Source organism: Streptomyces xingningensis (assembly GCF_054957865.1).
Map to the genome: position 1 here is coordinate 49,073 of NZ_JBDJPF010000041.1, position 11,959 is coordinate 61,031.

Here is an 11,959-nt window from a genome sequence, read left to right on the forward strand (position 1 = left end):
CGGCTCGTACACCCCCTCGGGGTCCGCTGGTTCAGACGAGGTGCTTGTCCGCATAGCACCAGCGCCAGTTCTGCCCGGGCTCGAAGCTGCGCATCACCGCGTGCCCGGTCTCCTCGAAGTGGCCCGTGGCATGCCGGTAGGGCGAGGAGTCGCAGCAGCCGATGTGTCCGCACACCAGGCACATCCGCAGTTGCACGGGATGGCTGCCCACCGCCGCACACTCGGGGCAGGTGGCGCTCAGCGGCTCCGGCTCGGGGCGCGGCAGCTCAAGAAGGTGGGGGCACTCGATCATGATTGCCAGGTTAGATCGCACAGCCGAGACCGGGCCAGGCCGGGGACGGATGGAGACAGGCGGGGACCGATGGACGTAATGCCACTGCTGATGCTGGTCGCCGCCAGTGCCGCCGTTGCCGGCCTGGCCCGCTGTACGCCGGTACCCGCGCCGCTGCTGCTCGTGGCCACCGGGCTGGTCGCCTCGTATGTGCCCGGGGTGCCGGACTACACCCTCGAACCCGACATCGTGCTGCCCCTGCTGCTGCCACCCCTGCTGCACACCGCCGCGCTGGACAGCTCCTACCTGGATCTGCGGGCCAATCTGCGGCCGGTGGCGTTGCTCTCCGTCGGCTATGTCCTGTTCGCCACGCTCGCGGTGGGCTATGTGGCCTTCCTGGTGGTACCCGGCCTGCCGCTGACCGCCGCACTGGTGCTCGGTGCGGTCGTCGCGCCGCCCGACGCGGTCGCCGCGACGGCCATCGCCCGCCGCCTGGGGCTGCCCTCCCGGATCACCACCATCCTGCAGGGCGAGTCCCTGGTGAACGACGCCACCGCGATCACCGCCTACAAGGTCGCGCTCGCCGCCGCCGTGGGTGCTGGGGCCACCTGGGCCGATGGGGCCCGGGAGTTCGCGGTCGCCTCGCTCGGCGGCATCGCCGTCGGCCTGATCCTGATGGTGCCGCTGCACTGGCTGCGCAAGTGGCTGCGTGAGCCCCTGCTCCAGAACACCCTCTCGCTGCTCATCCCCTTTGTCGCCTATTCCGCCGCCGAGCAGCTGGGAGCCTCCGGGGTGCTGGCCGTCGTGGTGGTCGGCCTCTACCTCGGACACCGCTCCTGGCAGGTCGACTTCGCCACCCGCCTGCAGGAGGCGGCGGTGTGGCGGATGGTCGCCTTCATCCTGGAATCCGTGGTTTTCGCATTGATCGGCCTCCAACTGCCCGTGGTTTTGCACGGACTTGGGACGTATGGGATGGGGGAGGCGGCCTGGTATGCGCTCGCCATCTTCCTGGCGGTGGTGGCGGCCCGCTTCATCTGGGTCTTCCCCGCGACCTTCGTACCGAGGCTGCTGTCCGCGCGCATTCGCGAGCGCGAGCCGGACACCAGTCCCAAGGGCGCCTTTGTCGTCGGCTGGGCCGGGATGCGCGGCGTCGTCTCGCTGGCGATCGCCTTCTCCATCCCGGTCGTCACGGATGCCGGAAACGCCTTCCCGGCCCGCAACCTGGTGCTCTTCCTGACCTTCAGCACGGTGATCGGCACGCTCGTGGTGCAGGGCCTCACCCTGCCCCCGATCATCCGCGTCCTGCGGTTGCCCGCCCTGGACGCCCAGGCCGAGACCCTGGCCGAGGCCCAGGCCCAGAGCGAGGCCTCGATCGCCGCCGAACGCCGGCTCGAGGAGCTGCTGGCCGACGAGCGCAACGCGCTCCCACAACCCCTCGCCAACCGGCTGCGCGCCGTCCTGGAACGGCGGCGCAACGCGGTGTGGGAGCGGCTGGGCGCCGTGCACGAGACCACCGGGGAGTCGGCGGACGACACCTATCGGCGGCTGACCCGGGAGGTGATCGGTGCGGAACGGAAGGTCTTTGTGGCGCTGCGGGACGCCCGGCGCATCGACGACGAGATGCTGCGGACGCTGCTGCGGAGGCTGGATCTCGAAGAGGCGGCGGCCTACCGGGAAGAGGCGGCCGGTTAGGGCGTGTCTTATGGATCAGCACACGCCCTGAGGTGTGGCCGAGCCCGTGATCACCATCGCCACCGTGGTGCCCGGCGTGAACGCGCCCTCCTCGGTGAGCGTCGTCAGCCCGTACAACGCCTTGGCGACGTAGAGCCGTTCCAGCGGGAGGCCGTGCCGGGCCGTGAAGTCCTCGGCGAAGGCCTCCAGGCGGGGTGAGCTCCGGGCGTAGCCGCCGCAGTGGAACCGCTCGTCCAGCCGCCAGTCGCCGCGCCCGCCCCCGAACGCCTCCCGCTGGAGCCGTCGGACCTCCGTGCCCAGGAATCCGCCCTTCAGCACGGGAAAGCCGATCGCGCGCTGCCCCACGCCCAGTCCGGCGGCCAGCCCGGCCAGTGTGCCACCGGTGCCACAGGCGACCGCGACGACCTCGGCGACGCCCTGCAGCTCGCGCCCCAGGGCCGTACAGCCCCGGGCGGCCGCGGCGTTGCTGCCGCCCTCGGGGATGACCAGGCAGCCATCCGGCGCGAGGGCGGCCAGCACCTCGGGTTCCGTCTTGCGCCGGTATGTCGCGCGGTCGACGAAACGCAACCGCATGCCGTCCGCCGCGCAGCGGGCCAGCGACCAGTTGAGCGGACGGTCCGCCAGTTCCTCGCCGCGCACCACGCCGATGGTGGCGAAGCCGAGCAGCCGCCCGGCGGCGGCGGTGGCCCGCAGGTGGTTGGAGTATGCGCCGCCGAAGGTGAGCAGCGTATGCCGCCCGGACTCGGCGGCGGCCCGCAGACTGGGCTCCAGTTTGCGCCACTTGTTGCCCGGCAGGTCGGGGTGTATCAGGTCGTCCCGCTTGAGCAGCAGCCGCACGCCACGGTGCGTGAACCGCTCGTCCGCCAGCTCCTGGAGCGGGGACGGCAGGTCCGGCCGCAGTGCGGCGAGGGCGGGATCGGGGCTGGTCACGCCTCCATTGTCGCCGGGTGCCGGGTCGGCGCGCCCGCTCGGCCGCCGCGAGCTGTGCGGACCCTCCCTGAGGCCGCCCTCCTTGCTGATCGCGTAGGTCTGAATGGCCCCGTTCTACCGAAAAGTTCACGGGTGGCCCGGGCGTTCGGATATCGTGCGAGCCGATTCGGCCATGGCCGGATGACGCTCGTCGGTAGTGGGACAGGAAGGGTGGGGCATGGACTACCAGGCCGTACTCGAAGAGGTCGCCGCCTTCGCCCGCCCGCTGGTGGGCCGGGGACAGGCGGCTCAGTACATTCCGGCCCTCGCGGGCATAGACACCGGCCAGTTCGGGATGGCGGTGGCCGAGGTCGGGGGCGGGGTGCACGGCGTGGGGGACTGGGAACAGCCGTTCTCCGTGCAGTCCATCTCCAAGGCGTTCGGGCTGGCGCTGGTCCTGGCGGAGGGCGGCGACCTGATCTGGGAACGGGTCGGCACGGAACCGTCCGGAAATGCCTTCAACTCCCTTGTCCAGCTCGAGTACGAGAATGGGATCCCGCGCAATCCCTTCATCAACGCGGGGGCGCTGGTCGTCACCGACCGGCTGCAGACGCTGACCGGCGACGCCAGTACCACGATGCTGGAGTTCCTCCGCGCGGAGAGCGGCAACCCGGAAGTCTCCTTCGACCCGGCCGTGGCCAGATCCGAATCCGAACACGGCCACCGCAATGCCGCCCTGGCACACTTCATGGCCAGCTACGACAACCTCGACAATCCGGTGCCCACCGTGCTGGAGCACTACTTCTGGCAGTGCTCCATCGAGATGAGCTGCCGCGACCTCGCCCTCGCAGGTGGCTTCCTGGCCCGCCACGGCCTGCGCACCGATGGCACCAGGCTGCTGCCGCGCCGCGAGGCCAAGCAGATCAACGCGGTCATGCTGACCTGCGGCACCTATGACGCGGCCGGTGACTTCGCCTACCGGGTGGGGCTCCCGGGCAAGAGCGGCGTGGGCGGCGGCATCATCGCCGTCATACCGGGGCGCTGCACCCTGTGCGTCTGGAGCCCGGGCCTGGACGCCCGCGGCAACTCGGTGGCGGGCGTGGCGGCGCTGGACCACTTCACGACGCTGACGGGGTGGTCGGTGTTCTGACGCGGAAGCACCCGGTGGCGGCCGGGGGTCCGGGGGTTGCCCCCGGGGGGTGCGGCCCGACGCTGACGGGGTGGTCGGTGTTCTGACATGGGGGTGGCCGGGTGTGGCCGGGGGCCCGGGGGTTGCCCCCCGGGGATGCGGCTGACGCGGGGGCGGCCCGGTAAAGCGGTGGCGGCCGGACATCCGGCGGCGCATCGTGGGTCTCAGGAGAACCAGGAGGTGGCCGATGGAACACGAGTTGCGAGCGGAATACGCGAACGGCAGCCCTTCCAACGACCCGGACCCGGCGGTCAAGCTCTGGCACGTGGTACGGCTGGACGGCGCCACTGCCATGTGCGGCCGCGAACTGGAGCCCACCGCACCCGTCCGGTCGGTCGACGACTGGGGCACCGGCAAGGTGCCGATCTGCCACTCCTGCGGCGCGCTCTATCTGCGGGAGGCGCCGTAGTGAGCTATCGGGAACGGACCTCGCCGGAGATCCCCGGCGCGGCCGTCTGGACGCGTACGGACCTCACCGCCACGCCCGTACGCGTCATCCCCGACGGCTGTGTGGACCTGATCTGGGCCGCCGGACGGCTGCTGGTGGCGGGCCCCGACACCCGGGCCCACCTGGCCGCGGCCGTGCCCGGCACGAGCTACACCGGCCTGCGCTTCGCCCCCGGCACGGGCCCCGCCGTGCTCGGCGTACCCGCCCAGGAGCTGCGTGACCGGCGGGTGCCGCTGGACGCGCTGTGGCCGGATCGCGAGGTAGGCCTCATCGCGCAGCGGGTGGCGGAGGCGGACGCTCCGGGGCGGGCGCTGGAGGCCGCCGTACGGTCGCGCGGGCGGCAGCCGGACACCTACGACCCGCTGACCGCCGCGATCCTGCGCGGTGCGCGCCGTGCGGAGCCGGTGGCGGCGCTGGCGGCCCGGGTCGGGCTGGGGGAGCGGCAGCTGCACCGGCGCAGCCTGCGGGCCTTCGGGTACGGGCCCAAGACCCTGGTGCGGGTGCTGCGGATGAACCGGGCCCTGGAGCTGGCCCGGGCGGGCGTGCCGCTGGCCGAGGTGGCGGCCGGCTGCGGGTACGCCGACCAGGCCCACCTCGCGCGCGAGGTGAAGGCGCTGACCGGCATGGTGCCCACGGGGCTGCTCGGCTGAGTCAGCGGGCGGCGAACAGGTCGACGGTGTTGCCGTCGGGGTCGTGGACGACGGCGTACCGCTGCCCCCAGACGGCGTCCCAGGGGGCCAGGTGGCCCCGGTACCCCGCGCCGGTCAGCTCGGCGTAGGCCGCGTCCACGGCATCCGGGTTCGCACAGGCGAAGCCGAGCGCCACCCGCCCCGGGCCGGACGGCAGGGCCGCGTCGGGGTCGAAGGAGCGGACGGTCTCGTCGGTGTCCCAGAGCAGCCGCTGCCCGCCGGGGAGTTCGTGCTCGACATGCGGCAGGGTGTCGGCCTCGGCCGGGATGTCCAGGCCGAGCCGGCGGTAGAAGGCGAGGGAGGCGGCCATGTCGGCCACGGTGAGTCCGATGCAGTCAAAACGTACGGTCATGCGGACACGGTAGGCGGCGGTCCGGGGGCGGGTCTTGAACGAATCGGACCCCCGCTCGTGGCCGATACGCCCTACGGGCAGCGGATGACCTGCCCCGCGTACGACAGGTTGCCGCCGAAGCCGAACAGCAGGACGGGTGCGCCCGGCGCCACCTCGCCGCGCTCGACCAGCTTGGACAGGGCGAGCGGGATGCTCGCCGCGGAGGTGTTGCCGGACTCGGTCACATCCGTGGCGATCACCGCGTTGACCGCGCCCAGCTTGCGCGCGACCGGCTCGATGATCCGCAGATTGGCCTGGTGCAGCACGACCGCGGCGAGTTCCGCCGGCTCGATCCCGGCCTTGGCGCACACCTGCCGGGCGATCGGCGGCAGTTGGGTGGTGGCCCAGCGGTAGACGGACTGGCCCTCCTGGGCGAACCGGGCCGGGGTGCCCTCGATGCGGACGGCATGCCCCATGTCCGGTACCGAGCCCCACACCACCGGGCCGATGCCCGGCTCCGGCGCGGCGGTGACCACGGCCGCACCCGCGCCGTCGCCGACCAGGACGCAGGTGGAGCGGTCGGTCCAGTCGGCCACGGAGGTGAACTTCTCCGCGCCGATGACCAGTGCGTTGGTCGCCGCACCGGCGCGGATGGCGTGGTCGGCGGAGGCCAGGGCGTGGGTGAAGCCGGAGCAGACCACATTGACGTCCAGCGCGGCGGGCGAGGGCAGCCCCAGCCGGGCGGCGACCCGGGCGGCGGTGTTGGGGCTGCGGTCCTCGGCGGTGCAGGTGGCGACGAGCACCAGGTCGATCCGGTCGGGGGCCAGCCCGCTGTTCGCCAGCGCCTTGGCCGCGGCCTCGGCGGCCATCGAGGCGACCGTCTCCCCGGGCCCGGCGACCCGGCGGGTGTGGATGCCGACCCGGCTGCGGATCCACTCGTCACTGGTGTCCACCAGGCCGGCCAGCTCGTCATTGGTCAGCACCCTGGCGGGCTGGTAGTGGCCGAGGGCCAGAACGCGAGACCCGGACATGGCGTTCCTCCTGCGGGCGGGTGATCCGGAAGTTCCAGTCTTGACGCCCCGCCGCCGGGAGCCGGTATGAGATCCACCAACGTTCGGCCCGGATATCTGGGCGCAACCCACAGCCGGCCCATCAGGCGCGCCCCCAGCCCACCGGGCCCGGCCGCGGAGTCCACCACCGCGGCCGGGCCCGTCCCCCGGGTGAGCCGGTGATCAGCGCAGGGAGAGCGCCGTCCGGATGGTGGTGAAGAGTTCGGTCTGGTCGGTCACCCCCAGCACGCGCTCGGCCTGCGGACCCTGGGCCGCGATGCGTACCTGGGTACCGGTGTGCTCCTGTGATTTGCCCGGGGTGTTGGTCGAGTAGTTGACCTTGAGCTGCTGCCCCTCATTGGTGACCAGGGTGGCGGACAGGCCGGGCGGGGTCGCCTCCAGCGGCACGATCTGGCTGCTGTGGCCGTGGTCGGCGGTGGTGACCACCAGGGTGTCGGGGTGCTGGGCGGCGTAGGCGCGGGCGACCTTCACCGCGCGGTCGAACGCGGCGGTCTCGCCGATCTGCCCGCAGGGGTCGGCGGCGTGGTCGCGCTTGTCGATGGAGGCGCCCTCCACCTGGAGGAAGAAACCGTTCTTCTTGTTGCTCTTGCCGCCGTTCTGCTTCTGCTCCAGCAGCTGGATCGCCCTGCGGGTCTGGTCCTCCAGGCTGGGGGTCCCGGCCTTGTGCTCGGGGTTGCTCGTCACACAGCGCTGCGGGTCGGTGCCGCCCTGGGCGGCGGCCTTGCCGGTCCACTCGACGGGGACGTTCCCGGGTGCGAACAGCCCCAGCACGGGCTTGCCGGAGCGCGCGGTCTTCAGGCCCTTGGCGTCGGTGACGACCTGATAGCCCAGCTTCTCGGCCTGCTGGGTGACGGTCAGGCCGCGGTACCGGCCCTCGGTGATCTTCTGGTCGAAGCGCTGCTTGCCGCCGCCCAGCAGCACATCCACCTTGTGGTTCACGCTCTGTTCGGCGATCGAGCCGGGGCCGCCCTTGGCGATGGTGTCGCCGGGGCAGGCCTTCATGTCGGCGGGGCCCTGGCAGCTGCGGTCGGTGGCGTGCGAGGCGAGTACGGCCGGGGTGGCGTCGGTGAGTTCGGCGGTGGTGACGCTGCCGGTGGCCAGCCCGTTCTTCTGCGCGAGCTCCAGGACCGTGGCCATCGGCTTGTCGGTGCCGGGGGACTTGGATATCCGGCCGTTGACGGTCTTGTGGCCGGTCGCCCAGCCGGTGCCGCTCGCAGCGGAGTCGGTGACGTAGTCGGGCTTGCCGTTCTTGTCCACCGCGTAGGTGGTGTACGCGCCGGTCAGCGGGAACCGGTCCATGTTCAGCCGGCCCGCCGCGCCCACGGTGTAGTCGCGGGCCAGGGTGATCTCCGAGTCACCCATGCCGTCACCGATGAGCAGGATGACGTTCTTGGCCTTCTTGGGGCCGTGGCCCGCGGGCTGCGCGGTGGCGGCCGAGGCGTCCGGTCGGCCGCCGTCCCCGGAAGCGGCCGCAGCCGGTACCGCGACACCGGCGACGAGCAGGGCGGCGGCGCCCCAGGCGAGACGACGCCCGTACGGACGAGAACCCATGGTGTGTTACCTCCCTGGTGAGCCGGGCGGGGTGCCCGGCGGGAGGAAGCTCACCAAGTGCCGGTGTACTGCTGTGCAATGCCGGATGGCCGTGGAGTCACCGGGAGCTGTCGAGCACGGTGCCGCTGGTCACGGTGGCACCGGCGTCGGCGGGCTGCGGGGTGGCGGGCGGGGTGCTCGCCGGGGCGCCCTCGTCCTTCATGGCCTTGGTCTCGCTCTTGAGGATGCGCAGGGATTTGCCGAGTGCCCGGGCGGTGTCGGGCAGCTTCTTCGACCCGAACACGACGACCAGGACCAGCACGACGATGAGGATGTGCCAGGGTTCCAGGGCGTTGCGCAGCATGCTGCCCCCACCTCTCCGAGTTCTCGGGGTTCTCAGGCTTCTTCAGGGTTCTTCAGGCTTCTCAGGTGCTCTTCGGCGTTCTCCGCAGTTTCCCGACGTCGAAGCCGTAACGGTTCGCCTCACCATACTTGCCAAATTGCGCAATCGGACAACCAAAGCTTGTGGTCGTCCGTCTATACGGATGGCAACGATTGGATGGATCGGGGGAGCGGGCGGGGGTGCGGACATGACGAGCAGGCGGGGCGGGCGCAAGCATCGCCGGGGGCGGGCCTTCGTCATCGTCGCCGTGTCCTTCCTGGTGGTGCTGACTGCCGGGGCGGGGTGGATCTACCTCAAACTCAACGGCAACATCAACACCTTTGACGCGGGCGGCCTCTCGCGCGACCGTCCCGAGGCGGGCGCCGCCGGAAAAAACGTTCTGGTAATCGGCTCGGACTCGCGCGCGGGGGACAACAAGGACCTCGGCGGCGGCCAGGGCGACGTCGGCCGCTCCGACACCGCCTTTCTGCTGCATGTCTACGGCGACGGTGAGCATGCCGTCGGCGTCTCCATCCCCCGGGACACCCTGGTGGACATCCCGCCGTGCAAGCTGCCCAATGGCAGTTGGACGGCCGGGCAGGGCCATGCGATGTTCAACTCGGCCTTCTCGGTTGGCGATACGGCCAAGGGCAATCCGGCCTGCACCCAGAACACCGTGGAGAAACTCACCGGGCTGCGGGTGGATCACACCGTGGTGGTCGACTTTGTGGGCTTCTCCGCCATGACCTCCGCCGTGGGCGGAGTGGATGTGTGTGTGCCGAAGGACATCTATCAGGGCGACCTCAACCCCAACCTCGGCAGACGGGGCGACCTGCTCTTCCACAAGGGGGAGCAGTCCGTGTCGGGCCGGCGGGCGCTGGACTATGTGCGGGTCCGGCACGGTATGGGGGACGGCTCCGACATAGGCCGGATCCAGCGGCAACAGGCGTTCGTCTCCTCGATGATCAAGAAGGTGCGTTCGCAGGGCCTCGACCCGACCACGCTGCTGCCGCTGGCCGACGCGGCCACCAAGTCGATGACCGTGGACCCCGGACTGGGTTCGGCCGACAAGCTCCTGTCGTTCGCGATGTCGCTCAAGAACATCGATCTGCACAACATCAAGTTCGTCACCATGCCCTGGCGCTATGACGGTGCCCGGGTGGCCGTGGTCCAGCCCGATGCCGACGCGCTGTGGGCCTCGCTCCGGGCGGACCGCACGGTGGACGGCAAGAACGCGGGTCAGCGGAAGGACAAGAAGGACGATCCCCCGCCCGCCAAGCCGGTGTCCGGTGCCGGGGTGAGCGTCGCCGTCTTCAATGGCACCCGGGTCGGCGGCCTCGCCGCCCGCGCCGCCGCCTCGCTCACCGCGCATGGCTACACCGTCACCGACATCGCCACGGCCGTCGCCCGCGACGAGACCACCACGGTGATCGAGTTCGGCCCGGGCCAGGCGGACCACGCACGTACGCTGGCGGGGCTCTTCCCTGGCGCCTATGTGCGGGGCACCGCCGACAAGGGCATCTCGATCACGCTCGGCCAGGACTACGCGACCGCCCCGTCGACCGCGCCCTCGGCCGGGCCGTCCACTTCGTCCACTTCTTCCGTACCCTCGGAAGTCGCCGGCAAGGCCAGGTCGGCGGACGACAACCCCTGCTCCGACCTTTCGTACGGGTGATGTGAGGAGAGTGGGGAACCGGGTGTCCGAACGTTCCGTTGTCCTGGTAAAGGCAGAGTAAGTTCCGTGATCTTGATGAGTGGGGGCCTTGCCCCCGCCGCTCCGAGGAGAATCGCCATGTCCGCCATCCCCCGGGCACTGCCCAGGCCGCTGCCGGCCCTGTTCGCGGGGCTGATCGCAGCCCTGTTGGTGCTGGCCGGAGCGATGACCTTCGCCCCGGCCGCGCATGCCGCCACCGGCCTGAGCGAGGTGGCCGCCGCGCTGAAGAAGAGCCCTGTCTATGTCGACCCGAGGGCCTCTTCGCAGCTGTCGTCGGCCGATGCCGAGGCGCTCGCGAAGAAGATCAAGGATGCCGATAAGCCGGTCTTTGTCGCGGTGCTGCCGGATGCCCCCGAGTTCCCGAAGGGGACGATCTTCCAGGATCTGCACACCAAGGTCGGCATCGTCGGTGCCTACGCCATCCACCTCGGCAACGACTTCAATGCCAAGGCCGACCCCAAGGTGATGCATACCAACGCGGTGCGGAACCTCGTCGGTTCCATCCAGCGCAACGACAACGCCGACGCCAAGACCGCGGTGAACGCCTTTGTCGACCAGGCCATCAAGCAGGCCAAGGGCCACGCCCCCAGCTCCTGGGACGGCGGCTCCAAGTCCGGCGGCAGCTCCGCCACCGGGCTGGCGGTCGGCGGTGCGGTGGTCGTGGCCGGTGGTGCCGGTGCGTACGCCCTGTACCGCAGGGGCAAGAAGAAGCGCGAGGAGCGCGAGCGCGCCGAGCTCGAGGCGCTGCGCGTGGTGGTCGACGAGGACATCACCGCCTTTGGCGAGGAGCTCGACCGGCTGGACTTCTCCCCGTCCGAGCCCGGCGCCAACGACGCCATGCGCAAGGACTACGAGCAGGCGCTCAACTCCTATGAGGAGGCCAAGGCCAAGATGGCCGCGGCGAAGAAGCCGCAGGACGTCACCGCGGTGACCGAGGCCCTGGACAACGGCCGCTTCGCCCTCGCCACCCTGGCCGCCCGGCGCACCGGCTACCCGCTGCCCCAGCGCCGGCTGCCCTGCTTCTTCGACCCGCGCCACGGCATGTCCGTCCAGGATGTGCAGTGGGCGCCCCCGGGCGGTGCGGTGCGCACGGTGCCCGCCTGCCAGGCCGATGCGGTGCGGGTGGCCGAGGGCCAGGAGCCCATGTCGCGTACGGTGCAGACCGCGCAGGGCCGCCAGCCGTACTGGAACGCCGGTCCCGCCTACGGCCCCTGGGCCGGCGGGTACTTCGGCGGTGGCCTGCTGCCCGGTCTGCTGGTGGGCACCATGCTCGGCAGCATGATGAGCACCCCCTCCTACGCGGCGGACTCGTCCTTCGGCGGCGGCGACGGCGGCGGCCCGGATGGCGGCGACTACAGCGGCTCCGACTTCAACTCCAGCGACTTCTCCGGTGGTGGCTGGGGCGGAGGCGACAGCGGTGGCGGCTGGGGCGGTGGCGGCGACAGCGGCTTCGGCGGCGGTGACTGGTAAGAGAGCCGACAGCGGCCCATAGGGGCGGGTGCCGGGGTGATCACCCCCGCCCCCCCCCCCACCCCCTCCCGCCACCCCCGCCCGACCGCCCCCAGCCTTCGGCCGGCAACAAGACCCCCGCCCGCCCCGGCCGCACCCTGAGCGGGGGCGACCTCGCCGGCGCCTTGGGGCCGCGGCTGCCCTCCCGATCCCAGCCCACCCCCGCGCCCGCCGCCGCCTTTTTCGCCACCGCGGGGCCTATGCGCCCCGCCCCCGCCGCCCCCC

Annotated in this window: 12 protein-coding genes; 6 read left to right on the top strand and 6 right to left on the bottom strand. The window is 71.5% G+C overall.

The window, feature by feature from the left end; genetic code table 11:
• Positions 1 to 31: 31 nt before the first annotated feature.
• The gene (locus tag ABCR83_RS21175) at positions 32 to 292 is read right to left on the bottom strand and encodes a UBP-type zinc finger domain-containing protein (RefSeq protein ID WP_462696674.1); all 261 of its coding nucleotides are present in this window, start codon (positions 290 to 292) and stop codon (positions 32 to 34) included.
• Between the two features lie 69 nt (positions 293 to 361).
• Between ABCR83_RS21175 and ABCR83_RS21180 the strand changes: the two genes are divergently transcribed.
• On the top strand, positions 362 to 1,963 hold the full coding sequence (locus tag ABCR83_RS21180; protein WP_462696675.1) for a Na+/H+ antiporter: 1,602 nt from the start codon (positions 362 to 364) through the stop codon (positions 1,961 to 1,963).
• Positions 1,964 to 1,978: 15 nt separating this feature from the next.
• Here the strand turns inward: ABCR83_RS21180 and ABCR83_RS21185 are convergent, their stop codons facing one another.
• Positions 1,979 to 2,893, bottom strand: coding sequence for a 1-aminocyclopropane-1-carboxylate deaminase/D-cysteine desulfhydrase (locus ABCR83_RS21185; RefSeq protein WP_462696676.1), 915 nt, complete (start codon positions 2,891 to 2,893; stop codon positions 1,979 to 1,981).
• Positions 2,894 to 3,110: 217 nt separating this feature from the next.
• Here ABCR83_RS21185 and ABCR83_RS21190 point away from each other — a divergent pair, with 217 nt between their 5' ends.
• From ABCR83_RS21190 to ABCR83_RS21200, 3 genes are all read left to right on the top strand, one after another.
• Positions 3,111 to 4,022 (top strand): glutaminase, encoded by a 912-nt coding sequence (locus ABCR83_RS21190; RefSeq protein WP_462696677.1) that lies wholly within the window; start codon positions 3,111 to 3,113, stop codon positions 4,020 to 4,022.
• A 226-nt stretch (positions 4,023 to 4,248) separates the two neighbouring features.
• Positions 4,249 to 4,470 carry a hypothetical protein gene (locus ABCR83_RS21195; RefSeq protein WP_462696678.1) on the top strand — a complete coding sequence of 74 codons (222 nt, stop codon included), beginning with the start codon at positions 4,249 to 4,251 and terminating at the stop codon, positions 4,468 to 4,470.
• Positions 4,470 to 5,159: a helix-turn-helix domain-containing protein gene (locus ABCR83_RS21200; RefSeq protein ID WP_462696679.1), complete on the top strand. Its 690-nt coding sequence runs from the start codon at positions 4,470 to 4,472 to the stop codon at positions 5,157 to 5,159. The genes ABCR83_RS21195 and ABCR83_RS21200 overlap by 1 nt, the downstream gene beginning before the upstream one ends.
• Before the next feature lies 1 nt (position 5,160).
• Here ABCR83_RS21200 and ABCR83_RS21205 read toward each other — a convergent pair whose 3' ends face one another.
• From ABCR83_RS21205 to tatA, 4 genes are all read right to left on the bottom strand, one after another.
• The gene (locus ABCR83_RS21205) at positions 5,161 to 5,550 is read right to left on the bottom strand and encodes a VOC family protein (RefSeq protein WP_462696680.1); all 390 of its coding nucleotides are present in this window, start codon (positions 5,548 to 5,550) and stop codon (positions 5,161 to 5,163) included.
• Positions 5,551 to 5,621: 71 nt separating this feature from the next.
• Positions 5,622 to 6,560: a beta-ketoacyl-ACP synthase III gene (locus ABCR83_RS21210; RefSeq protein WP_462696681.1), complete on the bottom strand. Its 939-nt coding sequence runs from the start codon at positions 6,558 to 6,560 to the stop codon at positions 5,622 to 5,624.
• A 201-nt stretch (positions 6,561 to 6,761) separates the two neighbouring features.
• Positions 6,762 to 8,150: an alkaline phosphatase gene (locus ABCR83_RS21215; RefSeq protein ID WP_462696682.1), complete on the bottom strand. Its 1,389-nt coding sequence runs from the start codon at positions 8,148 to 8,150 to the stop codon at positions 6,762 to 6,764.
• Between the two features lie 97 nt (positions 8,151 to 8,247).
• The gene (gene tatA, locus ABCR83_RS21220) at positions 8,248 to 8,493 is read right to left on the bottom strand and encodes a Sec-independent protein translocase subunit TatA (protein ID WP_462696683.1); all 246 of its coding nucleotides are present in this window, start codon (positions 8,491 to 8,493) and stop codon (positions 8,248 to 8,250) included.
• A gap of 226 nt (positions 8,494 to 8,719) precedes the next feature.
• Here tatA and ABCR83_RS21225 point away from each other — a divergent pair, with 226 nt between their 5' ends.
• Both ABCR83_RS21225 and ABCR83_RS21230 read left to right on the top strand, forming a co-directional pair.
• Positions 8,720 to 10,186 carry an LCP family protein gene (locus ABCR83_RS21225; RefSeq protein WP_462696684.1) on the top strand — a complete coding sequence of 489 codons (1,467 nt, stop codon included), beginning with the start codon at positions 8,720 to 8,722 and terminating at the stop codon, positions 10,184 to 10,186.
• A 117-nt stretch (positions 10,187 to 10,303) separates the two neighbouring features.
• Positions 10,304 to 11,695 (top strand): hypothetical protein, encoded by a 1,392-nt coding sequence (locus ABCR83_RS21230; protein ID WP_462696685.1) that lies wholly within the window; start codon positions 10,304 to 10,306, stop codon positions 11,693 to 11,695.
• Positions 11,696 to 11,959 lie beyond the last annotated feature (264 nt).